Origin of the sequence: Pelagicoccus sp. SDUM812005, from assembly GCF_031127875.1 — a bacterium.
In the GTDB taxonomy this organism is placed as follows: Bacteria; Verrucomicrobiota; Verrucomicrobiia; order Opitutales; family Opitutaceae; genus Pelagicoccus.
On the sequence record NZ_JARXIA010000026.1, the window covers coordinates 13,832 to 38,542 of the forward strand.

General features: G+C 56.3%; 13 protein-coding genes. 9 read left to right on the top strand and 4 right to left on the bottom strand.

Annotated features, from left to right (window positions below; all coding sequences use genetic code 11):
- From QEH57_RS22445 to QEH57_RS22465, 5 genes are all read left to right on the top strand, one after another.
- A complete protein-coding gene (locus QEH57_RS22445) occupies positions 1-3,459 on the top strand; it encodes an alginate lyase family protein (RefSeq protein ID WP_309009040.1) in 3,459 nt (1,152 codons plus the stop codon).
- Positions 3,452-4,201 carry a hypothetical protein gene (locus QEH57_RS22450; protein WP_309009041.1) on the top strand — a complete coding sequence of 250 codons (750 nt, stop codon included), beginning with the start codon at positions 3,452-3,454 and terminating at the stop codon, positions 4,199-4,201. Before QEH57_RS22445 ends, QEH57_RS22450 begins: the two co-directional genes overlap by 8 nt.
- Positions 4,202-4,227: 26 nt before the next feature.
- Positions 4,228-5,019 (top strand): TIM barrel protein, encoded by a 792-nt coding sequence (locus tag QEH57_RS22455; protein ID WP_309009042.1) that lies wholly within the window; start codon positions 4,228-4,230, stop codon positions 5,017-5,019.
- Between the two features lie 72 nt (positions 5,020-5,091).
- On the top strand, positions 5,092-6,210 hold the full coding sequence (locus QEH57_RS22460) for a glycoside hydrolase family protein (RefSeq protein WP_309009043.1): 1,119 nt from the start codon (positions 5,092-5,094) through the stop codon (positions 6,208-6,210).
- On the top strand, positions 6,210-9,716 hold the full coding sequence (locus tag QEH57_RS22465; protein ID WP_309009044.1) for a hypothetical protein: 3,507 nt from the start codon (positions 6,210-6,212) through the stop codon (positions 9,714-9,716). Before QEH57_RS22460 ends, QEH57_RS22465 begins: the two co-directional genes overlap by 1 nt.
- A gap of 18 nt (positions 9,717-9,734) precedes the next feature.
- Here QEH57_RS22465 and QEH57_RS22470 read toward each other — a convergent pair whose 3' ends face one another.
- Positions 9,735-10,388 carry a peroxiredoxin-like family protein gene (locus QEH57_RS22470; RefSeq protein ID WP_309009045.1) on the bottom strand — a complete coding sequence of 218 codons (654 nt, stop codon included), beginning with the start codon at positions 10,386-10,388 and terminating at the stop codon, positions 9,735-9,737.
- A gap of 354 nt (positions 10,389-10,742) precedes the next feature.
- Positions 10,743-12,605, bottom strand: a complete 1,863-nt coding sequence (locus QEH57_RS22475; RefSeq protein WP_309009046.1) for a right-handed parallel beta-helix repeat-containing protein — start codon at positions 12,603-12,605, stop codon at positions 10,743-10,745.
- A gap of 588 nt (positions 12,606-13,193) precedes the next feature.
- On the opposite strand from QEH57_RS22475, the gene QEH57_RS22480 reads away from it, so the two are divergent.
- Entirely contained in the window at positions 13,194-14,156 is a 963-nt protein-coding gene (locus QEH57_RS22480) for a hypothetical protein (RefSeq protein ID WP_309009047.1), read from the top strand.
- 30 nt (positions 14,157-14,186) lie between these two features.
- Positions 14,187-16,199, top strand: a complete 2,013-nt coding sequence (locus QEH57_RS22485) for a glycoside hydrolase family 97 catalytic domain-containing protein (protein ID WP_309009048.1) — start codon at positions 14,187-14,189, stop codon at positions 16,197-16,199.
- Between the two features lie 36 nt (positions 16,200-16,235).
- Here QEH57_RS22485 and QEH57_RS22490 read toward each other — a convergent pair whose 3' ends face one another.
- Both QEH57_RS22490 and QEH57_RS22495 read right to left on the bottom strand, forming a co-directional pair.
- The gene (locus QEH57_RS22490) at positions 16,236-16,904 is read right to left on the bottom strand and encodes a response regulator transcription factor (protein WP_309009049.1); all 669 of its coding nucleotides are present in this window, start codon (positions 16,902-16,904) and stop codon (positions 16,236-16,238) included.
- Positions 16,905-16,915: 11 nt separating this feature from the next.
- The gene (locus QEH57_RS22495) at positions 16,916-18,904 is read right to left on the bottom strand and encodes a histidine kinase (protein ID WP_309009050.1); all 1,989 of its coding nucleotides are present in this window, start codon (positions 18,902-18,904) and stop codon (positions 16,916-16,918) included.
- Between the two features lie 207 nt (positions 18,905-19,111).
- On the opposite strand from QEH57_RS22495, the gene QEH57_RS22500 reads away from it, so the two are divergent.
- Together QEH57_RS22500 and QEH57_RS22505 are read left to right on the top strand one after the other, a co-directional pair.
- Positions 19,112-21,877, top strand: coding sequence for a TonB-dependent receptor (locus tag QEH57_RS22500; RefSeq protein WP_309009051.1), 2,766 nt, complete (start codon positions 19,112-19,114; stop codon positions 21,875-21,877).
- A gap of 296 nt (positions 21,878-22,173) precedes the next feature.
- The gene (locus tag QEH57_RS22505) at positions 22,174-24,573 is read left to right on the top strand and encodes a right-handed parallel beta-helix repeat-containing protein (protein WP_309009052.1); all 2,400 of its coding nucleotides are present in this window, start codon (positions 22,174-22,176) and stop codon (positions 24,571-24,573) included.
- Positions 24,574-24,711: the final 138 nt, after the last annotated feature.

Consider the following 24,711-nt stretch of genomic DNA (forward strand, 5'->3'; position numbering starts at 1 on the left):
ATGATTCCGCTATGGGGACAGGCGGAGGTACGAACATCGGTTGGAAAAACCGATCTATCCGATTGGGTGGGTATCGAGAATCTGGATAACGGGGTGGCAACCATCCGGAGTGGGGATTCGATTTCCTTCACCTATGAGAACATGAACCGTCGCTACTCCGGTTTGCTGCGTCCCTTCCTGGGCGACGCCGCGGATTGGTACGACTATGCGGGCGTTTCCTTCGAGCTTTATTTGGAAAAGGACTCTGCTGCTGAGGTGTCCGTTACCTTCAACACAGACCCGCTCGACCACTTGGAGCTGAACCCTTCAAGCTCCGCGAAGGTTTTGGTGAATGGGCAAGGTTGGCAAAAGGTTTACCTACCTTGGGCCCTCTTCGATGTGAACGCTGGCCAGCTAGGCAACACCCTGCAGGCGGTGAAAGAGCTGAAGATCTCGGCGAGCTCCGCAAAGAATAAGTCGATCAAGCTTCGCAAGGTAGAGCTTCTTAAGGGCGAGCAGATCGCTTTGGATGCGGAAGTCCAAGGGCATTCCGCTCCTGCGGGTGAATCGGTCCAGTATGTATTCGAAATTGGCAATACAACTGATGAGGTGCAGGCGGTGCAGTTGCTCGTTGAACGAGTCGGCTGGGAATCCATGACGGCGTCGCTATCGACTGCCTCGCTCAAAGTGTCGCCAGGCGACGTGAAAACCGTGACTTTGGACGTAGCCATTCCGGCCTCGTTGCCGCAAGGCATTCGCGAGAAGCAGGTCGTCAGGGCCGTGCCGAACGGGCAGGGGAGCGCCGCGGAGACGATCGCCTTCCATACTGCAGTGAAGGTTCCGACTCCGAACATCGTGTTCACTGCTGAAAAGTGGCAGGCGGTCAGGGACAAGGTAGACAACTACGCTTGGGCCGCTGAGGAGTTGGCTGATCTGGAACGGAAGGTTTCCAAGTGGGAGGTTCCCGCTGGCGCTCCGGTAGAGAAGCACGACAACCGAAACGAGTATAAACCGATTTTTACCAAGCACGAAGGCGGCCACTTGTACGACTGCGGAGTGGCCTATCAGTTGACAGGGAAAGTTGAATACGCGGAGAAGGTAGCGAAGCTATTCCGTCGCTTGATCAGCATGGAGGACGGCTATCCCGTTACGCTGCACGGCGGATCTAACTCCTTCGTAGGCGAGGGCGTTTTCTTCCAGGGAGTGGGGCGCGCCTATGACATGGTTCGGGATTCCGGCGTTTTCACCGAGGAGGAGCATCGCTTGGTCGAGCATACCTTCCGACTTTACGTGGAGCGTACCATAAAAGGAAATACGCGCGGCGCGATCAGTAACTGGAACGTTGCGGAGCTGACCGGCGCTTTCTACTGCGCCCTGGCGTTGCAGGATTGGTCCCTGGTCGATTCCCTGCTCAATTCCCATTCCGGCCTCTATGCCCAGATGTACCACGGCATCATGGGCGACGGCTGGTGGTATGAGTGCGCGGTTGGCTACAATACTTGGGTGGCGAGCGAGTTCTCTGAAATCGCCCTCGCTTTGGAGCCATGGGGATTGAACCTCAAGGATCGCAAGTTCCAGATCGGCACTACGCCGCACTTCTCCTTGCAGGCCAGCCGTCGGGTAGGCGGGCTGCACGGCATGGAGTTCGAGAAATGGGGCTCCATCAACCAGAATTCAATCGGGATCAAGGACATGTGGGATGCTGCTATTCCGTTCCTCGACTACCGCGGGGTGATTTTCGCGGTCAACGATGCCCAGGAAGCTTACGTTACCGGGAAGCCCTACGAGCTTGCCTACTATATGTATGGCGATCCCGAATACGCTGCCGTAATCAATCGAGGAGAAAAGCGCGACTTGCTCTACGGAGTTCCGGAGCTGCCGCAGGTGACTTCCGAGAAGATGACGCAATCGGCTTATGCTGACAATTTCGGAGCGGTGATGCTACGTTCCCAGACACCGAACCGCGAACAGCGGGAGCAGATCCAAGCGGTATTGCACTACGGCTCGCATGGAGGACACCATGGTCACTTCGACCGACTGAATTTGATCAGCCTCATGCGCTACGGTCGCAGCTTCTACAATCCGGAGATGTTCTGGTACGGGTATCAGTCCTACCTATACAAGTTCCTCGTTCAGACTTCGATGACCAAGAACATGGTCGTGGTGGACCAGAAGCAGCAGGAGCCGCGGGAAAGCTTCCGCACTTTTTATCACGAAGGCGAGATGATGCAGGCTACCGTAGTGGAAAGTAATTCGAGGTGGAGCCACCCTCCCTATGGCGGCATGACCTATGGTCAATTGGGAGGGATCAGCTTTAAGGAGAAGACCGAAATGGAGAATCGTTCTCTATTCATCCCGGAAGACCAGCCGGAGTACGGGCTTTGCACCGACTACACGGAAGAGATTATGCAGCGTCGTTTGATGGTGGTGACGGATGACTATGTGGTGCTGGCGGATTATTACGACGCCGAGCAAGAGCATACCTACGACTGGCTGATTCACGTAAAGGGCTTCCAAGGGATCACGGGCGATTCGCTCGAAAAGGTTCGCCACACGGGGCAGATGAATACGGATCCCCTCAGCGCTGCTCAGTTTTTCACGGATTGCCAATGGTATCGCGCTGATGGCGCTTCGCGCGCTTCCTTCGAAACGCGTTGGGGCGAAGGCGCGGACAACAAAGGCGCCCGCATGCCTAATAGCGAAGACGGCGTTCTCAAGATGGACGTGTTCAATGCTTGGCCCCTTGAGAAGGAGATCATGATTGGAACCGCTCCGGAAAACTTCGCTGTTAACAAGCGCTTTGCCTACACGGTCGCGGCCGATGGCGAAACGCTTGTGGACGACAGTACGGGCGCCTGGGTCCTCGGGGCCAAGGAGATCGAAGCTGACCTTCGGGGAAAGAAGGAACTCGTACTTCGCTCCCGTACGGAAAAGCCGCGCAACAACACGCTCTTCTGGGGGGACGCTCGTCTCGTGCTGAAAGATGGTTCCGAAGTATTCATTTCTTCCTTACCGGCGCGCTACGAAAATGTGATTCAACCGCAGCAGGGCCAGGATTATTATGGTGGTCCGATTAAGATTCAGGGTATCCCCATGGCCAAGTCGACGCCGGCCCAGCCGAAGGACCCGAAGCAGGCGGGCGTGGTTACGGTTGACCTGTCGGGCATGGAGGTCGTGAGTTTCAAGGCAACGGTCGGCGGTGATTTTCCGTTGGGCGACGAATCGCAGCGTCGCAAGACTCTGGCCGTGCGCAGCAGCGGCAAGGAAGCTCGCTATCTATCCGTGATCGAGCCGTACGAAACGGAAAGCCTCGTCGAATCGGTGGAGGCGAAGTCAGCCAACGAGCTCACCGTAAAGCTCAAGGATGGTCGTATCCAAGTTATCAAGTTTCAAGGTTTGGAAGAAGGAGAAGACATCAAGTTGTCGATCCGCGAATACAAGGATGGAAAACTGATTCGCGAGGAATTGCGGGATGCTTAGTTTTAGAGGCGCCAGTCCCGGAGCCGCTCGTTTACCTGCGCAGCAGGCGGCGAGCGAAGCGTTGTTTAAACGTTTTCGTTTGCAGGATCTTGGATTTAACATCGCTCCTTCGTCGCTGGACCCGCTGCCCGGCGATGATCCGACTCCGTCGGCAAGGACCGAAGCGAGTAGTCGAAAGAAAGGCATAATCAAACTCCTCGCCGCTCGTAGACTGGATCCTCGCCCTGCGCAGGAGGCGGCGAGCGAAGCGTTGTTTAAACGTTTTCGTTTGCAGGATCTTGGATTTAACATCGCTCCTTCGTCGCTGGACCCGCTGCGCGGCGATGATCCGACTCCGTCGGCGAGGACCGAAGCGAGTAGTCGAAAGAAAGGCATACTCAAACTCCTCGCCGGTCGTAGACCGGATCCTCGCCCTGCGCAGCAGGGGTCAAGCGAAGCGTTGTTTAAACGTTTTCGTTTGCAGGATCTTGGATTTAACATCGCTCCTTCGTCGCTGGACCCGCTACGCGGCAGTGATCCGACTCCGTCGGCGAGGACTGAAGCGAATATGTTTATGAAAGGGGCAGCTGTTTGTTCCAATTGCTCCGATGCAGTACGGTTGCGTCTTGTAGGGCTGCCGCTTGCGGCACGCCGCATTGCAGGAGCTCGATCGACCGGGAACATACGGCACGCCGCGAGCGGCAGCCCTACGAGGTGTGTGCGATTCTCACGAATTGAAGCGGGCGTGTCGTTGAACGTGTAACAAAAAAGAGGATACCTGAATTATTTATGAAGTATAAGACTGGATTGTGTTCGATTTCCTTTCGGGGCTTGAATGCCCAAGAGCTGGTCCGCTTGGTTAAGCAAGCGGGGCTGGATGCGATCGAATGGGGAAGCGATGTGCATGTGCCTTTTGGCGAGGGCGCAGTGGCCCGGGAGGTTCGGAAGGTGACCGAGGATGCGGGCTTGGAAGTGTCGTCCTACGGTTCTTACTGGAAGGTAGTCGACGAGAAGGGGGCAGCCGTGCCCTTCGAGCCGGTCTTGGAAAGCGCTAAGGCTTTGGGTACCGATACGATTCGGGTTTGGGCAGGGCACCAGCCGTCCGACGGACTTAGCTCGCAAGAGAGAGCGACCCTTGTCGCGCACCTGCGACAGGCCACCGAGATGGCGGCTGCGGAAGACGTTCGGCTCGGTTTGGAGTTTCACGCGAATACCTTATCCGACAGCAACGGGGCGACTCAGGCGCTATTGCGGGAAGTCGAGCACCCGAACCTCTACACTTACTGGCAACCGATCTATTGGCTGACGGATCCGGAGTACCGTTTGCGGGGCTTGCGGGAGCTCGCGGACCGAGTCCTGAATCTGCATGTATTCCAATGGATGTTCCGCCCGGGAGCCGGTTCCTGGGGGGAGTCGACCGATCGTCGTCCGCTCGAAGAGGGCGCGAAGGAGTGGGAGCAGTATTTGAAGGTGCCGCTTGGCGGAGATTTTCAGCGCTATGCATTGATGGAGTTCGTCAGGAATGACGACCCGGATCAGTTCCTCAAGGATGCCAGCGTCCTTAAGGATTGGGTACGCTGACTTGACCGTATGTTTTGTTTAAAGTAAGTAGGAAATGGATACCCCTTTCGTGAGTCGCTAGAAATTGCCGTTATGAAGAAAATTACGCTTTGCTTTGTTTGTTTCGCCTTCGCTTTTGCAACGCTCGGGTTCGCCGAGCCTGACGAATGGGATATGGATTTGAAGGAACGCTTTGGCGTGGTGCCGGTTGACGGCGGCTTCAGGCAGGAGGGCTACTGGGTTTGGGGTAGCTCGATCGTGAAGGGCGACGACGGGAAGTATCATATGTACGTTTCCCGTTGGCCGAAGACTTTGAAGTTCCATCCCGGTTGGATGGTGGCTTCGGAGATCGTGCATGCGGTTTCGGATACGGCAGTTGGGCCTTACGAGTTTAGCGACGTGGCGCTTGGGAAGCGTCATCCCCAGTATTGGGATGGCCGTTCCCAGCATAACCCGAAGGTGTTCAAGCATGGCGATACCTATGTGCTGTTCTACATGGGATCCACCCATCCTTTCGAGGAAGCCACTGAGCGTCCGGAAGAGGTGACGCTTGGATCCAAGTATTCAATCGTTGGGCGCTCGAACAAGCGAATCGGCGTGGCGACTTCGAAGAGTCCCTATGGCCCTTGGACCCGCCTGGATGCTCCCGTTTTGGATACGAAGCCGGATACTTTCTATAGCTTTTTAACTTCGAACCCGACCCCCGTTATCCACGAGGACGGAAGCGTGCTGCTGATCTTCAAGTCGAGAAAGTATAAAGACGAGTTTCCCTATCAAAGCGACATGATGCTGGGAGTGGCGAAAGCCCCTCATTACACGGGTCCGTACACGGTGGCCATGGATGAACCGATTTTCAGCGATACCCGTTTCGGCGTCGTGGAAGATCCGTACCTATGGAATGACGAAACCGGATACCACATGCTGGCCAAGGATATGCGGGGGGTAATTGGCGGCAAGCATCACGCTGGAATCTTGGCTCACTCCAAGGATGGCCTAAATTGGGAAATAGGGAAAAATCCTTTGGCCTATACTCGAAGCATCAAATGGGACGATGGGACCGAAGTCGAAATGGGACAGCTCGAGCGTGTTCAGGGACTGCTGGAAGACGGTAAGCTGACCCACCTTAGTTTCGCGGTGATGGACGGGCCGGGCGGATTCGGAAACGGAAAGAACACTTGGAATTTTGTAGTACCGCTGGAGCAAGCCGACTGATGAGAAGCCTGATCGCGTTCCTTGCTGTTGGGGTAGCCGCATGCTGCAGTTCCGCTTGGGCGGAGACGGCTAAGGTGGGAGATTTCCAGACCTTGGAAAACTGGAGTGGGCTGAGCCCGACGAGCGAGCAGGCTCCAGACGGCGAACTGGCGGCCCGTTTGAGTATTCCGGGGAAGGCGGATTTTGAATACACGGAGGCGAAGACCTATTCGAGCGGCGAAACGGTTCATTTCTCCGACATGCTCGACGCGGTGCGAGTCGAGGATTGGTACGACTATCGTTACCTGGAGTTTCAGGTGAAGCTGCCGAACGAGCAGCCGCTAGAGTTGGAATGCACCCTTTATCCTTTGAAGGTAGGCCGGCCGGATTACGTGGACTCGCTCTCCTCGAAATTGACCGTACAAGGAAGCGGGTGGCAGACTGTCGTTTTTTCTCTGCGGGATTTCGACTACTTGCGTCACCAAGGAACCTTTTGGAAGTATATCCAGAGCGTGAGCCTGTCGGCGAGCGGAGATGCGGATTCGATCCTTGTCAGCCAGCCGCGGCTTAAGAAGAGCAAGCGGGTAGCGATCTCTGCGAGCGTGAAGTCGAAACCAGCTAAGGTCGGGGAAACCGTTTCCTATGAACTGCTGCTGGAGAACGAAACGGGGCAAACGCGAAACGTAACCTTGTCCTTGGAGAACACCGGATGGGAAGCCTGTCCGACGGAGCTTTCCGCGACTAAGCTGTCGCTGGCCCCCTGGGAGAGCCGCTCGCTTGAGATGACGGTTGAGATGAATGAGCTGGTTGCTCCAGGCGGTCGCGAGCGTCGTACGGTGACGGTGATCCCCGATGGGCGCGGCGATCTCAAGGAGGAGCTGAGCTTGATTACGGTTCGCAAGCTGCCGCACCCGTACCTGATCCACACCGAAGAAGGTTGGGAGAAGGTGAAGCAAAAGGCTGCGACGGTGGAGTGGGCCAAGGAAGCGAAGCAGGAATATTTGGATACAGCCAAACGCTGGCGGGTGCCGAGTCCGCGGACGAGCGGAGACTACAGCTACAATCACACGGTGGCTCAAGATGCGCTGCGCTGCGCTATCGCTTGGAAACTCAGTGGCGATGAGGAGCTGGCCAGGAAGGTTACCCGCTTCTTGCGGGAGTTCGCGGACTCTGAAACGGGCTACCCCACGACCAATCGGGTGAGCGGAGCTTTCGTGCATCGCGGCAACTTCTTTCTCAATCTCGCCCGCGCCTACGATCTGATGTACGATCACCCCTCGCTCTCGGCGCAGGATCACGCGAATATGGAGCATGCCATGCGGCTTTTCAGCCGCTGGGCGGACTACATGCTCACCACCGGCGACGGCAACAACCATCAGGACGGCATGGCGGTCGGGGCGCTCTTGAATGGCCTCGTCATGCAGGATTTCGCCGAGGTGGAGCGCTACCTCTATGGAACAGGCGGCATCCTTGATTTGGTGGGGCAGGGCATCCTTGACGACGGCCACTACTTCGAAGGCACGATAAACTATAATTTGCTAACTGGCGACATCTTCAATGCGGCTGCCATTGGGCTCGAACCGTGGGGGCTGAACCTCAAGGATTGGAAAGTCCCTGCCAAGTACGGCAAGCATATCATGGTTTCGCCCTGGGCCTTGAGCGGCGAATTCCTTGGCATGTCTTTTGAGCGGCAGGGGCCGAGCACCCGGAGCTACCGTGGCCTGAAGGACATTTGGGACGCGGTGATTCCAATGGCGGACTGGCGTGGCGTGGTATTCGCGTCAGCCGATTCGGGGGGCAAGGATCTCACCGATGGTTCCAACAACAAGCCAGGTCTTGGCTATGACTTGGCATACTACCTGTGGCGCGATCCGGCTTACGTTCCCCTGTTGAAGATCATGGAGAACCGCGACTTGCTCTACGGGGTGGCGGACTTGCCTGAGGTCGACGGCGAACTGGGCGCCGCATCGTATGTCAGCGACAACGTTGGCTTCGCCGTGCTGCGTTCGAACGCGGAGGAGCCACGCGAACGCTATCAAGTCGTGCAGCGCTACGGCACGCACGGCGGCTACCATGGGCATTTCGACAAGACCAGTCTGCTGTCGCTCTCGCGGTATGGACGCAGCCACTACAACACGGAAGCCTCTTGGTACGGTTACTGGTCGTTCATGTTCAAAATGTGGGTACAGGCCTCGGATTCGCATAACATGACGGTAGTGGACCACCGCATGCAAAAGCCCGCCGACGACCGCCGCATCCTTTTTCATGACGGCGAACTGATGAAGGTTTCCGCCACCGAAATCGAAACCGTCTGGATCGATCCGCCCTATGGCGGGCAGACGCCTTACGCTCTCAAGATGCCGGAGGAAAAGTCCTGGGAGGAAGCCCGTTGGCTGCCGACCCCGAAGAACCCGCGTCCGCAAGGCGATACTGGCACACCCTCGGAGCCCATCCTGCAGCGTCGCCTGATCGTGGTAACCAACGACTACGTGGTCATGGCCGACTTCTTGAAGGGAGAGCAGGAACACGACTTCGACAATCTCTTCAACAGCAAAGGCCTCGTTAATCTGGCAGCCGAGGAGAAGGTCTTTCTCAAGCACACGCCGCAGGCGGATCCGGATCCGTACAGCAGCGCCCAGTTTATCACGAATTGTGATTGGTATTCCACCACAGGTACAGTGCAGGCCAGCTTCGTGCTCGATTGGTCCAAGGGCGAGATGGGCGGCCGCCAGTCCCATTCCGAACCTGGGGTTATGAATCTCGACTACTATTCCCTCTGGCCGAAGCAGGCGGAGGTGATGGTGGGCAACTATCCGGAGTCGTTGAACGTAGCCCGGCACCTTTACTACAAGGTCATCGGCGACGGTAAGATCCTGGATGAAGGGAAGTTGGCTCCATGGATACTGGGCAAGATCGATATCGACGTGGACGTGAAGAATGTGGATACGCTCGAAATCGAGACTCGCGTAGAAAAGGCGAGGGACGCGAAGACAATCTTCCTCGGCAGTCCGGTCCTCGTAACGGCAGGCGGCAAGCAAACGGCGATCACCGTCGAAGCGGTCGAGCTGCAGAATATCGCCCCTGCTGCGTCTCCAAATAAGGACTACGCCGGAGGGAAGGTCAGCATCTTTGGCGAAGACTACGCTCGTTCGCTGGCCGCAGAGCCGGAGAGCCGCCGGGAACCAGGCCGTATTCGCATCGACCTGAGGGGCAAGAATGCGTCACGCTTCCAAGCCACCCTAGGCGGCGACTACCCAGTCGGCGGCGACGATATCCACCGCAAGATCATCGCCACCCGCTCCAGCGGTACCGAAGCCCGTTTCCTATCTCTAGTCGAGCTGCACGAAGACGATTCCGTGATCAAGAGCGTCCGAGCCCTGAGCGCTACGAAGCTCGTGGTCGAGAAGACGAACGGCCAGACCGACACTATCGAAATCACCGGCCTCGACGGAGAAGGCGATGCGCTTGTATCGATGACGGTAGAGGAAAACGGTCGGGTGATCGCGAGCGAGAGGGCAAACCCGTGAGGATTTGTTAGAGCGGCTTCAGTCAGCAAGCGCTGCGAGGGCTGCTAGGATGTCGTCCGGTTCGGCTCGCTTGCGGTAGTCGACATCTACGTGTCGCCAGCGTACGATGCCTTGACCGTCGAGAACGAAGGTTGCCGGTATGGGAAGCACGCTGCCATTTCCGTTGTTGATCTGCTTGAGGTCCAGGTTTCGGTCCGCGCGCATGTGCTCCAGGATCAGCTCGGGCACTTGCCATGCGATACCGTATTTCGCCGCGACCTGGGCATCTTGATCGGAAAGCACGGGGAAGGTCAGGTTCGCGATCGCTTCAGGCGATAGGGACTCGTCGGGGACTTCGGGGCTGATCGCGACCAAGGTCGCTCCCAGCTTCTTGATCTCAGGCAAGCGTTCCTGCAGGGCCTTCAGTTCCAAGTTGCAGTAGGGGCACCAGCTGCCGCGGTAGAAATTTAGGACCACGGGGCCCTCTTTCAGCAGCTGCGAAAGCGAGACGGTATTGCCGGCAGCGTCGGGCAGGGAGAAGTCCGGAGCTTTTTGTCCCGTTTCGAGAGCTTCCTTGCCCTCTGCGAAACTCCGTGCTGTGGCCATGATGTCATCGATGGCTTGCATGAACTCAGGCTTTGCCTGGCGTGTCTTTTCTATCTGCGCTTCCGTTTGTTGTCTTAGGCTCGTCATGTCTATGGACTGAGTCGGTACCCGTTAGCAGGGACATCCCAGTTACGGCAGAACGATCGAGGCCGCTCGATGATGGCCGCGGGTTGCGAATGCCTAGATTCGGAGAAGGAGGCTGTCGCGGCTAGGTGGGGCGGACCGGTTGCCCGAAGTCTCGACTGCAACGGAAAGGGGTTACCTACCATGTTGTAGTTTGAGAACCTCGTGCGGTAGCCTTGCTCTGTTCCGTCGAGGTGGGAGTGGTATTTGCTCCATTCATACACGGGAACCGTCGGGGTGATCGCTCAGGGCTGATAACTGCTTTCATGTCATCCTCAGCGTTCCCTTCCTCATTGCGTTCCCTAGACGGTGAGTTGGTCAGGGAGTGTCGCCCGTGGAAGGGTGGAAAGAGGGGACCCGAGGTCGCGGGATGGTGGGCATTGCTTGTCCGAAGGGGACCGCTCCCGCATCGGGGCGCTCGCTCCGGTAGGTTAAGTTTTCGAGGCCCGGCAGGATGCGGCCGAAGACGGAATCTAGATTGGTTCCAGCCTCGCGTGCCGGGCTTTGCTCGGTCAATGAAAGATCCAGAGGGTCGAGAGATGCGAAGGGCAGTTCAGGGTCGTCGATCCAGAGGCTATTCGCATCTTGGGGCAGGCGTTCAGCGATCGATTTGCTTTCCTCCCATTCCGGATGATTCGCTTGGCGGACGAATACATTGTAGTCGCCATGCCAGTTCGGCTCCACGGAGCCACCGGTATTGCCCCACCACTGCTGGGCATAGAACAGGTTATTGTAGACGAAGTAGTTGGGGGTTCCTATGCCCCTAACTTTGTTGCTCATAATGGCCGTACGGGCGGTGCTGGTATTGTGGTAGATGAAGACTTCTGCCGGGTTGAGTTCGAGTTCTCCGTAGAAGCGAATGTCTTCGCGGTTGTCGTCGAACAGGTTGCGGTAGATGTAGAGTGGACCGGCATCGATCACTTTGACCCTGAGGGCGCACCGACTGCGGACGATGAGGTTGTCATGCCATTGGCAGTTGATCTCTGCGCTGTTGGGTTCGAGGGCGTCGTCGTTCATGTCCTCGATACGGTTGTGGTGAATGTTCAGATTTTGATTGAACTCCGCCCAGCTCAAACGCTCTTCAGCGGTGGAGTCCCAATGCAGCCATCCCATGCTGCTGATGCCATCCCACTGGTGGTGGATGTAATTGTCGTGGACCTCATGGCCTCCGCGAGTCCGTTCGATTTTGATACCCCGCATGTCCCACCAGCCGCCACGCTTGTGCGCGGCCCAAGTCTCCCAGGAGTTAGCTTCCGGTAAATAGTTGCTGTAGGGGTTTTGGAAGATTTCGCAATAGCGCACGATGCAGTCCTGACTCTCAGGCCCGAGACCGACGCCTTCTCGGGTCGGTCCGATCCGGCAGTTATCTACCACGACTTGGCGAGCGTTCACTATCTCCACGCCAAGCGGGGTGTGCAGGATATCGAAACCCGAGACCTCGAGATGGGAGGCGCCGTCCACCGTCACGGCGGGTTCGTTGGGGGCAAATGCAAAGGTGTAATCGGCAGGATTGGCCTGGTCTTTTAAGCGCACGTAGAACCGATTTCCCTCTGTCAAGTAAAGCCCCAATCCGTTCACTCCTTCCCAGGTGGCGCCCTGGCCACGGGAGTCGACGCCCTCCACGAAGAGAGTGGTCCAGAGCCAGTTGGGTTTAGGGCGGCTTTCCGCGGTCACGCGCTCCTGATTGAGTAGCGTCAGGAACTGTCCGTCTACCGTTACGCAACGTGGGTCGAAGGGCATGGGGGTGACCCAAACGCCCGGTCCGATGTCTGCGGCAGGAGTCCAGTCTAGAACGACCGGAAGGCTGCCGTCGATGGTGGCGCCTGCTTCACCGCGGATGCGGATCGGTTGACCTGCCACACCTCCCTTTTGGATTAACACGCGTTCGTTATAAACGCCTGGCCTCACCCGTATTTCGTCGCCTGGTCTGGCCAGGTCCACCGCTGCCTGAATGGAGGCGAGCGGCGCGGCGGCTGACCCGGTCGCTTCATCGTCTCCGTCCGGAGCTACAAACAAAATCCGCTCCGATGGGCGCGAATCGTCGGTGGAGATGCTAGCGGTTTCGGCGATGGAGCCGTTTTCTGTCTTTTCGTTGCCTGTTGTCTCGGGTTGACCGACGGAACTGCAGCCCGAGAGGGAGAGGGTACCGGCGAAAAGCAGGGACCAGATGAGTAAGTGCATTTTATGTGTGATTTAGAGGGATACGTGGAGGGTGCATTGGCATTGGATTGTGGGGTGCTGGCACCTTAGGTAGGTGGAAGATATGCGCTACGGTCAAAGGGATTAATGGCTCCTTTCGTGACTAAACTTTCATGTTGCCCCTGAGGCTTCTCTTTGGGAGCCCTGTTATAGGGGTAATGGAGTCAAAAGGCATTGAGAGTCCTTGCTGATTCGCAAGGTGCTTGAGGGATCCTGCGGCTGCCTCTTCGCATGCCTTATTGCTAGTGCAAGTGAGTTGTATCTGAAAGTAGGATACGATAGCTGGATGGGGCGGCAGGCTGGGGGGCCTGCTGTGCCGAGGACCTAGAGTTTCTTGTTGAAGTGAGTTTCGCCATTAGCGGGAAGGAGAGCGATGGGGACGCCTTTGGGATTTTCGTCTGCTTACCAATGTAAAGTGGGCTTGATTCGACTGGTCGAAGGCGGTTGCGTTAGGTGCCTTTTGTTCCCTCAGGTTCTTTCATTGGGCTTGGGGCTTCTCTTTCCTCCCTGAAGCCGCGCATCGCGGATGCTTTGCGTCGTCACCTCAATACCCACAACCCAAAAATCAAGATGAACCTTCCCCTTCGTGCCTTGTCCCTCGCGTCTGCCTGCGTCCTTTCCGTTTCGATTTCTTTTGCCCAGGAGAACAAATGGACAAACGAGGGCGGAAGTAACAATTTTGTAGATCCTCGTAATTGGAGCGCAGGGGCGGTGCCTGCGGGCGAGCAGGCTGCCTTGATCAACCTTTCGAAGGAGGACAAAGCGGTTTTCAACTCGGAGTCCAACGAGAACCTGAATGGCCTGAATGTAGGATCGAAAGGTCGGGGCGAATTTTGGATCGCCAACGGTAAGTTCACGGCGACCAAGAATGCGGCTCGCGGGACCGCGGTTGGACTGCGGAAAGGCGTCGGGGTCATGGGGCAGCTCGGGGGGGAGGCCCATTTCAATTATTTGCAGCTGGGTATCGGGAAGGGCTCGAGCGGAGCGTACACCCTACGCGGCGGAGATCTGATGCTGGCGCGAGCCAAGGGTGATTTTAGCCTCTACGTTGGCGACGGAGGCAAAGGTTCTTTCGAGATCAGAGGCGGGTCCTTGAAGACTCGCCGCGGCGTCGTGATCGGGAACAACGGAGGCGTGGGCGGATTCACGGTCCAGGGTTCGAGCATCGCGGAAATTGGAATTGGCAGCCACAACAAGTTGGATGGCAGTTGGGTTCAAAACGCGAGCAGTGTGCTCAAGGCGGTAGTCGACGAGGGCGGGATCACAAAGATTTTTATAGACGATACCGACAATGATGGCGAGGGAGGCGATGTGACTTTCGAGAAGAAGTCGGTACTCGACTGCGATTTTGCCGGACCGAAGCAGAGCGGCAGCTGGGTGCTGATGGAATGGGAAGGCAAGTTGCTCAAGAAGGGGCTTGTTCTGAGTCCCGAGGCGAAGAAGGCGGGCTGGAGTTTCTCCTTTGAGGACCGCGGCGTGAACGGTAAGGTGAAGGGACCGGACGCGCTGGTAATTCGTTTTAAGAAGAAATAGCTGCTTGTTTGAGCGGAAAGTAAGGAATCCATGAATACGTACTCTATTCGCCGTTTGTATTGGGGGCTCTTGTTGCTGGCAGCGCCAATATTCGCTTTGGCAAAGCAGGAAACCATTAGATTGCTTTCGCCTGATGGCGAGAAAGCCTTCGTGTTGTTTCCTGACGAGGGAAAGTTGGGAGAGGAAGGGATTACCTTTTCCGTTTCCTATGGAGGGCGTGACGTGCTGCAGCCGTCGCTCTTGCGTCTCGAATCGCGGGATATCGATTTCAGCGGCCCCTTCGAAGTCGTATCGGTGCAGCGGCGTTCCGTGGATAGCGAATGGGAAAATCGCTTGGGCGAGCTGAGCCGCGTGCCGGATCGTTTCAACGAATTGAGCGTTTCCCTTGAGGGACCAGCGGCAAAACTGACTCTGGTTTGTCGCGCTTACGATGAGGGAGTTGCCTTTTCCTACGAAATTCCGCGTCAGGGTGGACTGGATACAATCACTTTGGACGATGAGCTGGTGAGCTATCGCTTCGATGCGGACTATCCGGTTTGGTCGACTCCGAAGCGAGAGAGGCGAGTGCTGACGGCCCAAGGCGAGTACCGGCGGATTCCGCTGAGCCAGCTGGAAGTGGGCGCGGAGCGTCCTCTGGTGGTGGAGATGGGAGAGGATTGCGTGATCGCCTTGGCGGAGGCGGCTTTGGTAGACTTTGCCCGCTTGAGTTTCGACGCGGATCCGAACGCTGAATTTGGTATTCTCTCGAGTCTAGACGGTCCCATGACCCGCACGGTGCAGGATAAGGTATCGGGAGCCTTGCAAAGCGAGCGCAGCGAAGTCGCGAAGATTCGCTCTCCTCTTCCGCTGCGTTCCCCATGGCGAGTCGTCATGACGGGAGCGAGCCATGCTGAGCTGCTGGAAAACAATTACTTGATCCTCAACTTGAATCAGCCGAGCGCTGTCGCGGATACGTCGTGGATTACGCCGGGTAAGGTTTTGCGTAGCGAGTTGACCACTACGGGCGGCAAAGCGGTCATCGATTACGTGGCGGCTCACAACATGCAGTACGCCCATTTCGACGCCGGTTGGTATGGTCCTGAGATGGACGATGCCTCGGACGCAACGACAATTACAGTCGACCCGAAACGCTATAAAGGGGAGCTCGATCTGCGGGCCTTGATCGACTACGCAAACGAGAAGGGCGTGAAGGTGATGCTTTACGTGAACCGCCGGGCTCTGGAGAAGCAGCTCGACGAGCTGCTGCCGCTGTTCAAGGAATGGGGCGTAGCGGGAATCAAGTTCGGCTTTGTGCGGGTGGGAGACCAGGACGCGACGGCCTGGATGCACGAGGCGATAGAGAAGGCGGCGGAGTACGAGATGGTGGTGGATGTGCACGACGAGTATCGGCCGACCGGCGTCTCGCGGACCTATCCGAACCTGCTCACGCAAGAAGGGATTCGAGGCGACGAGGAAGCGATTCCCAATCGCCACACCTTGATCACGATGTTTACCCGCATGCTGGCCGGAGCAGCGGACAATACGGTTTGCTACTTCAATCGACGGGTGACCGAGAAGATGGGGTCGCATGCCTCTCAGCTCGCCAAGACGGTTTGCCTCTTTAGCCCGCTGCAATTTTTGTATTGGTACGACCAGCCGCTGGAGTCGTATGAGAATCTTGGAGACAAGCAGGTCAGGTGGGGACGAATCGGATTGGAGCCGGAGCTGGAATTCTTCGAAGCCGTGCCCACTACCTGGGACGAGACCCAAGTGCTCGTAGCGGAGATCGGCGAACTAGGAGTGATCGCCCGTCGCAAGGGCGACGAGTGGTTCATCGGCGGGATCAACGGAGAGAACGCTCGTACTGTTGATTTGGATTTCTCGTTTCTGTCCGACGGAGTGGACTATGCAGCGAAGCTCTACACGGATGACGAAAAAGTGGATACACGTTCGCAGGTAAGAATCGAAACGCTTGGTATTCGCAAGGGAAGCTCGTTGAGTGTGGAACTGAAGGCGAACCACGGGTTCGCGATGCGACTGAGGCCGGAAGGAGTTGGAGAATAACAGCAGGGACGTCGTTTGAATTCGGTTGCCTTGCTCTTAGGCGTCCTCTCCCGGGGTGAAGATTCCGGTTTTGTAGGCTTTTGAGATGGCGGAGGGGGTGTTTCGTACTTCCAGTTTTGCGTAGATGCGGTTGGTGTGCGTGACGACGGTGGAGAGGCTGATGCCGAGCTCCGCCGCGATTTCCTTTTTCAGCAGGCCATCTGCGAGAAGTTTCAGAATCTCCAGTTCGCGTTCGCTCAGCTTCTTGGGGAGCTCGAGGGAGGAGACGTTGCTTTTGACGGTGTTCAGGATGAACTTGGCGAGCTTGTTGTCGATGGTCGCTTCTCCTTTGGCGACATTTTGTATGCTCTCCTTGATTTTGGATACAGAGGAGGATTTCAATAGGTAGCCAGCGGCCCCGAGCCGGATGGCGTCGAGCACGTCGGACTCTTTGTCGGACTGGGAGAGTACGATGATTTGCGAGTCAGGAGAATAATCCTTAAACCAAGGAATGGACTCCAATCCCGACATGCCGGGCAAGTTGAGGTCGAGGAGGATGATGTCTGGCCGCTCGGCCTTGCTCGCGTTTTGGATGCTGCGCAGGGCTCTTTCCGCGGTGGGGTATTCGCTGATGAGTCTCGTTTCGGATTGTTTGTCGAGAGCGATCGCGATGACTTCGGCGTAGTCAGGATGGTCCTCCACGAGCATTACTTTGATTTCTTGCATTTTGTATATAGCTACTTGCGAAGCCCCCATTTTCGGGTTTTGAGGTTCAGCGTGATTTGCGTGCCGTCCGAGGGGGCCTTTTCAACGGCGATGGTTGCCCCTAGGAGGTGGGCGCGACGTTTCAGCGATCTGGGAATGCCGCCTGCGGTTTCCTGGGAAATGCCTTGTCCGTTGTCCCTAACCAGGAGACTTATTTCTTTATCAGACGCCTTCAGCTCGGTTGTGAACTCGGTGGCTCCAGCATGGCGGCTGATGTTTACTAGGCATTCCTTGTAGAAAAGCGTGAGGTCGAAGCAGGTTTTCGGTTTTAGCTTTTTTAAGTGCTCTTCTCCCTCGATCGAGATTGTGCTTTTTAGCCTTCGCATAACGCGATTGGAGATTCGGTGAATATTTTCGGCTAGATTGGTGCTGGCGTGGTTTGCCTCGAGCATGTTCGTGCAGTGGCGGACGGCTGATCCTGATTTTTCGGTTTGGTTCCGTATCCGGAGTAGAATTACATCAAGTTCGTCGGGATCGCTTTTCGCTTCGGTGGCGAGGTCGCTCAATAGCCCGATCGTGTGGAGGTTGGCCCCCAGCTCGTCGTGCAAGTCCGCGGCGAGCCGCTCCTTGATCGCGGCGACTTGTCGCATGTTCGCGATGCGGTTGATGAGAATGGTCAGAATGATACCGCCGGCCAGCACGGCCAGGAGCCAATACACAAGTTTCAAGGTGTTTTTTTGCCGAGCATAGCGTTGGTTCAATGCAGCGAGGATCAAGGGGCGTTCTTTTTCGATGTCATGGCGTCGTGCGAGCTGTTCTATCCAAGTCCGCTCGGGCAGGATCGCTCCGAAGAAGTTGCGTCCGTCGGTTAGGGCTTCTATTTCGCGTAGTTGGAATTCGGGCACAGCGTTCGTTGAAGCGGTCTTGTGCAGGGCGACGTTTCTACCGTCGGCTATCAGTTCGATCTCTGCGAAGCCGATCTGGCGAAGATACGGATCGGAAGCTGAAGCGGCATCGATCGGTTCCGTTGTCAGCCGAAAGAAGCGATAAGGACTGGCTTTGATGGGAAAGGAGGCGATGGGACCAACGTCACGGATGCCGTTCCGTTCATGTTCGACCAGAAGAGCGGCGTCGGTGAAATCCTCTCTGTTGGCTCCTTCCAAGGTGAAGCGCTTGGGGATGCCGAAATCGCCTGCAGTGCTCAGGGGAACTGTAGAACTCTGTTCGACGGTGTGCAGGCGGATCTGGCTGAGGGGGTGAGGCTTTCCTAGATCGAAGTCAAAAACGGGGCGGTCGTGGGGCTTTGCGACGAAGGCAACGCTTTGCTCGCCCTGAGCGGCATCCATCAAGTAGGGGGCGAAGCCGTCGACCACGTGGTTGCGGTCCCATGCTCCCGGATGGTCTACTTCGATGGCGGGCACGGATGAGGCTCTGACGGGCTTTCTCAGAGCCACGTTTTCCGGGCCGCTGAAAACGAAGATTTCGGCGAGCTGTAGAAAGTAGCGGCCTTCAAATCCGCGGGGCGAGAGCTTTGTCGCTTCGACCCGTACCCAATCGGCGAAAGTGCTTGGAAATGGGACGACGAGGGGAGCGATGCGGGGAGACAGTTGGTCCTCTTCGGTGAAATTTGCGACCACGATGCCATCTTCCTCTGCGTTTTCACGTGTTCCCACGACGATTCGAAACGCGACAGGGAATCCCTCGTCGACGAACCCTCGTTTCGTATCGCGCAGGATAGTCGGCACGAGGGCGATCTGATCGATTGCTACTTTCTCGCCTAATTCGATTTCGACCCACTCCGTGTGGTCGGGGTCGTCGTGGCCGTCAGATCGATGCCCCTTGGTTCCCACGCCGCTTCGCAGGCTGTAACTCGCGAGCTCGTCGAGTTCTGCTTCGATGTCGGACAGTCTTTGTTCGAGGAACGCCAGCGACTGTTCTTCGAGTGGGCGCGCCGCATCTGGAGCGGCGCCCGCGGTCGCGGCCAGCAGGCAGAGCAGGGGAATCAATCGAAGGTATCGCATGGGGAAAACGAAAGTGGCGGCAGCTCTACCGCGCCATGAGGTAGTTGGAGATAATACTCGTTTTATGCGGTATCCTCTGTCCTAATTTATAAGGATACAAGACTTCTAGGAGGGCGCTATGCTAGTCGGCGTTCGATTGACGAACATACCCCGCACGCTTCGTTTGCGACGTGTGCCTTTAACCCTAACTTAAACTACCTCGCCTATATGAAAAAGCTTGTGCACCCCAGCTTGTTTAACCGTACCCAATTGAGTCGGTTCGCACTCGTCAGCAGTGCCCTTCTAAGTCCGTTAGCGTTCGGCCAGGCCGACGACGGTATTTTTGAACTCGAAGCCTATACCGTTGACGGTATCCGAGGCAGCATTACGAAGGCCCAAGAGATCAAGCGTTACTCGCCTGAGTTCGTTGACGCCATCAGTGCGGAGGACATCGGAAAGTTCCCCGACCAGAATCTCGCTGAGTCGCTGCAGCGTATCTCGGGCGTGACCATCACGCGAAATCGCGGGGAAGGGCAGAACGTATCGGTTCGAGGACTACCGTCGGATTTCACTCGCGTTCAGTTCAATGGGCACACCTTGCCGTCGCCCAACGGATCGCGCAGCTTCGACTTCACCATAATTCCTTCCGCGTTCATAAGCGGATTGGAGGTCTATAAGTCGCCCGCTGCCGACTTGGAGGAAGGCGGGATTTCCGCGACGGTAAAGGTGGTAACCCCGCGACCGATCGACGTGGGCAAGCGCCTGTTTTCGGCCACCGTATCCGGCGTAAACGAAGAAAACTCCGGCAGTACGGATCCGAAAGTCTCGTTTCTCTTCAGTGATGTTTTCAGCGAGGGAAAATTCGGCTTCACCTTTGGCGCCCACTACGACAAACGATCTCTAGAGACTCACCAGTTCCAAGCATTCGGGGCTGAGCTTGGGAACGAAAGCTCCCGAGGACCGACTCCACAAATCGACTACAATTTGGACGGGGACTTTGAGGACAGCGTCCGCTTCAACCACGCTACGAATTATGCGGCCGCTCCCGAAACGCGTGAGAGGAAGACTTTCCTGGCGACCGGACAGTGGCGTCCGAGCGAGGAGACCGATTTCTGGATCGAAACCATGATGTCCGAATTCGATGTCGAAGGGGAATTGCCTTTGAACTCGTTTCGTTGGACTAACATTCGAGGCGAAGTGACGGACAGCAATATTGTGGCGAGCCCAATGACGGGCGACAGTGCGGATGGTTTTGCCGACTACTTGGAAGTCGATGGCGTTGACTGGAGATCCAATTCGCGTCAAAACAGCTACACCGACGACTTGCTCACCGTTGCCATTGGCGGCAATCGTGAGATGGGTGATTGGGTGATCGAAGCGGAGGCGAGTTTCAGCGACTCGGAGCGGCTTCAGACGAACCTCGCCCACGCGACGATCGGCCGCGCCCATGCTTCCTACGATGTCCGTGATGACATCGGCGCGATCCCTGCGATACGCTATGCGTCCGGCTTCGATCCTGCGGATGCGACGGCCTTCCGCGGTATCGGAGTAAACGGTAATCTTGATCGTGCGATTCGCGATGAGAACACCGACTTCCGTATCGATGTAGATCGTGACTTGGACATTGGTTTCCTTGGGGACACTTCGCTGTCCAAGCTCGAGTTTGGCGCCAAGTACAGCACGCGTGAGCAGTTCTCCGGAGCGCGTAGACTGAGCGTGAGCGGACAGGCGGTCGCGAATTTGCTGGGTGAAGCCTTTGATCCCAGCATCGAGGGCGGCAGCTACGACGCCAGCCGTTTCATGGTTCTGAATACGCCGAGCGATTTCTTCGGCGGTTATGACGGCCCTATCAATTTTCCGACAAGCTACCTGGCGAGCAACACCTCCGCTCTATTCGAGGAGGTCACCCTCGATCAACTCATAGAAGCGGGCTCCATCTCGGAAGGTGGTCCAGGACAATACACGGTAGATGAGGATGTGACGGCAGTGTACGTGAAACTCAACTTCGAGGATGCCCAAAAGAACCTGAGCGGTAACTTCGGTATTCGATACGTGACTACAGACCAGACTTCTAGCGGTTTTTTCCCGGATGTTTCCACCTTGTCCTTCAATCAAGGTGGCGCGGTTACCAACGTGGAGTCTAGCAATAGCTCGATGTCGCGTTCGTACAGCGAAATCCTGCCCAGCTTCAATATGAAGTACTACATTTCCGACGACGTCCTCCTGCGCTTTGCTGCGGCCCGAGTCATGTCCCGCCCGTCGCTTAGCATCCTCTCTCCTGCGACATCGTACAACGTGAACGTTCGCTCGATCAGCTCCAGCAACCCGTTTGTGGAGCCGTTCCTAGCGGACCAGTTCGACCTCTCGCTGGAATGGTACCATGGAGACGCTGGCTTGTTCACGATCTCTCCTTTCGTTAAGAAAATTGATTCCTTCATCGTTTCCGCCACGAACAAGGAGCAGGTGTCGTATTTCGACGAAACGGAAGGCGTTCAGAAAACCGCAGAATTCACCCGTTTCCAGCCTGACAACGGCGCGGGATCCGATCTCTTCGGATTCGAAGTGGCTTGGACGCGACCGCTCGACTTCATCGCGGAAGGACTCGGTTTCCAGGCTAACTACACGGCGGTTACTGCCGACGACGTCCAGGCTTCTGAGGACGGTCCCTTTTTGCCGATCACGGGGCTCTCGGAAAATAGCTACAACATCGTGACCTACTACGAGAACGACAAGCTCGGCCTCCGTCTGTCCTACAACTACCGCGATGACTTCATCGTAAGCAACGCTAGCTATTTCGGCGATGGCGAATTCACCGAAGCGTACTCGCAGCTTGACCTGTCGGCTGACTACAAGCTGAACGAAAATGTGACGCTTTTCCTCGAGGGGCTCAATCTGACGGAAGAAACCTTGAGTCAGGTCAATTCCTTCGGACTGCTTCGCAACCTGGAAGACAACGGTCGCCGCCTCGTTTTCGGGGTCCGGGCAAAACTTTAGTCTATACTATGATGGGGCTGCCTACTGCCAATGTCGGTAGGTAGCTCTCCTGTCCCGGCACGCTAGAGCATTTTTCGTTTGATCATTCGCATAAGGTAGGGCGGGACCGCCGGGCACGCCGCGTCTCCCTCATCACACAGTAAGACTAACTAAACGAAAAACGCTCTAGAGCGTTCTGTTTTTCAGGAGGGATGCTTCAAAGGCAATCGGTCGATCCTCAGGTCGGGGATGTGTAGTGACCATATTAATACAAAAAGGATAATTCTCTGAATCCTTTCAGAATACGTCATCAATAAATGAATTTCTTTTCGAATACCGTTCCCAAGATTCTAGCGGCCGCGCTTCTAAGCTCCGTTCTTTATGGTTGTGGGGCTAAGTCCATCTATTATGTCGCTCCGCAAGGAAATGACCAAAACCCGGGCACGGAAGACTCTCCATTTGCCTCGCTCGCGGGAGCTCGAGACTTCTTAAGGCAGTCGGGCGAACTGGGCGATAAACCGATCGAAGTAATCGTTCGCCCTGGAGTCTATTACCTCCCTGAGACATTGCGATTTGAAGCGAAGGATTCTGGGAGCGAGGGAAACGAGGTCGTCTACCGAGCGGAGATCGAGGGGGAGAGTATTCTCAGTGGTGGTTCTAGACTTGAGCTAAAGTGGCGCCCGTATCGGGATGGTATTTATCAGGCGATTACGCCGGAGGGGCTCGCTATCGATCAGCTTTTCATAGACGGTAAGAGCCAGCGCATGGCCCGCTATCCGAACTACGATCCGAGCAAGAAGGCCCAGGCTTACCAAGGTTTTGCGGCGGATGCGTTTTCCAAGGAACGGGCGGCCCGGTGGGAAGATCCGGAGGGCGGATACATTCACGCGATGCACATATCGCGCTGGGGCGGCTACCATTACCGCATAACGGGTAAGGATGATGAGGGTAACGTCACCTTCGAGGGAGGTTGGCAAAACAATCGCCAAATGGGGATGCACGAAGAGTACCGCATGGTTGAGAATATATTCGAGGAACTCGATGCGGAGGGAGAATGGTTTCATAATCAGAAAACGAATACGCTTTACTACAAGCCAATCGCTGGAGAACGCTTAGAAGAGGCGAAGGTGGAGGTTGTCCGCCTTAGGCACCTCGTGGAGTTTCAAGGATCCGAGTCGCAGCCAGTTCGTCACATTACGCTAAAGGGCTTCGTGGCGCGACATGCGGCCCGTACGTTTATGGATACCAAGGAACCGCTGCTTCGGTCGGATTGGGCGATCTACCGCGGTGGGGCTTTCAAGCTAAGCGGGACGGAAGATGTGAGCATTTTGGATTGCGAATTCGATCAAGTCGGAGGAAATGCGATTTTCGTAAACGAATACAATCGCGACACTTTGGTCCGCGGTTGCCATATTCACGACGTAGGTGCGAGCGGGGTCTGTTTCGTGGGCGATCCGGATGCGGTACGCGATCCGCTATTTGAATACGCAGAGGTAAATGACCTTTCGAAGATCGATCGTACGGTGGGACCCAAGACGAACAACTATCCGTCTGGCGGGATTGTTGAGGATTGCCTGATTCATGGAATAGGGACGGTGGAGCGACAGCCGGCGGGGGTGCAGATCTCTATGGCGATGGGGATTACGGTGCGAGACACCTCGATCTACGACACCGCTAGAGCAGGCATCAATATCAGCGATGGGACTTGGGGCGGCCATTTGATCGAACGGTGCGATGTATTCGATACGGTTTTGGAAACGCATGACCATGGTTCGTTCAATTCCTGGGGCCGCGACCGTTTTTGGAGGAACGACCATTTGACCGCGACGCAAGCGGCGGTGGACGAGGATCCGGACCTACCGTTTCTGGATGCTATGAAAACCACTGTGATTCGCAACAGTCGTTGGCGTTGCGACCACGGTTGGGATATCGATCTAGACGATGGTTCTAGTAACTACGATATCTATAATAATCTCATGCTCCGCGGTGGATTGAAGTTTCGCGAAGGCTTCCGTCGGCGGGCCTGGAATAACATCGCCGTCAACAACGGCTTCCATCCTCACGTTTGGTTCAGGAACAGTGGGGACGAGGTGTTCAGCAACATCTTCATGATTCCCCACCAGGAAATTCGCGTGGGATTCGGCGGCAAGAGAGTAGACGGAAACATTTTTCACTCGAACGACCCGTCGATCACCGAGTACGACGAGGCTTGGAACTGGGAGAACAATGCTCTGGTGGCGGAGCTGGAGTTCGTCGATCCTGCCAACGGCGACTTTCGCCTGAAGGACGGGTCTCCCGCTTTCGATTACGGCTTCGAGAATTTTCCGATGGACCAGTTCGGCGTCAAGAAGCCCTCGCTAAAGGCGATCGCTCGTACGCCCGATATCCCGCCTCTCAACATGGTATCTGTCGAGGATGGCGAGGAGGCGGTCGATGCCTTTTGGCAAGGCGGAAGAATTCACAGCCTGGATGGAGAAGAGTTTTCAGCCTACGGCGTTTCGAAGGAAGACGGGGGGATTGCGATCCTGGATGCTCCGGCAGGTTCTGGTCTTGCGACGAACGGATTAGTGGCTGGAGATCTCATTCAGAAGGTGAATGGCCATCCGGTCTCGACCTTGCCTGATTTCTTCGCGGCCCTTGATCGGCTTGGCGACGGTTCGCTGGAGCTTTTAGTAATAAGGAACCAGCAGGCTAAGGTTGTAGCTTTCGAGCGGTAGTCGGATGCGTGGCAATTGAGTCATGGAGTGGCAACCTTTACCGCCTGGCAGGTCGCTCTTCGAGGGAGTTGGGGGCGCTTACCATTGTAAGCAGCGCTCGATTCGCTAAAGGCAGCCGGGGCTCTCAGCGTATTGCCT

Coding starts and splice junctions, on each gene's coding strand:
- QEH57_RS22445 (WP_309009040.1), top strand. CDS start 1: ATGATTCCGCTATGGGGACAGGCGGAGGTACGAACATCGGTTGGAAAA.
- QEH57_RS22450 (WP_309009041.1), top strand. CDS start 3,452: ATGCTTAGTTTTAGAGGCGCCAGTCCCGGAGCCGCTCGTTTACCTGCG.
- QEH57_RS22455 (WP_309009042.1), top strand. CDS start 4,228: ATGAAGTATAAGACTGGATTGTGTTCGATTTCCTTTCGGGGCTTGAAT.
- QEH57_RS22460 (WP_309009043.1), top strand. CDS start 5,092: ATGAAGAAAATTACGCTTTGCTTTGTTTGTTTCGCCTTCGCTTTTGCA.
- QEH57_RS22465 (WP_309009044.1), top strand. CDS start 6,210: ATGAGAAGCCTGATCGCGTTCCTTGCTGTTGGGGTAGCCGCATGCTGC.
- QEH57_RS22470 (WP_309009045.1), bottom strand. CDS start 10,388: ATGACGAGCCTAAGACAACAAACGGAAGCGCAGATAGAAAAGACACGC.
- QEH57_RS22475 (WP_309009046.1), bottom strand. CDS start 12,605: ATGCACTTACTCATCTGGTCCCTGCTTTTCGCCGGTACCCTCTCCCTC.
- QEH57_RS22480 (WP_309009047.1), top strand. CDS start 13,194: ATGAACCTTCCCCTTCGTGCCTTGTCCCTCGCGTCTGCCTGCGTCCTT.
- QEH57_RS22485 (WP_309009048.1), top strand. CDS start 14,187: ATGAATACGTACTCTATTCGCCGTTTGTATTGGGGGCTCTTGTTGCTG.
- QEH57_RS22490 (WP_309009049.1), bottom strand. CDS start 16,904: ATGCAAGAAATCAAAGTAATGCTCGTGGAGGACCATCCTGACTACGCC.
- QEH57_RS22495 (WP_309009050.1), bottom strand. CDS start 18,904: ATGCGATACCTTCGATTGATTCCCCTGCTCTGCCTGCTGGCCGCGACC.
- QEH57_RS22500 (WP_309009051.1), top strand. CDS start 19,112: ATGAAAAAGCTTGTGCACCCCAGCTTGTTTAACCGTACCCAATTGAGT.
- QEH57_RS22505 (WP_309009052.1), top strand. CDS start 22,174: ATGAATTTCTTTTCGAATACCGTTCCCAAGATTCTAGCGGCCGCGCTT.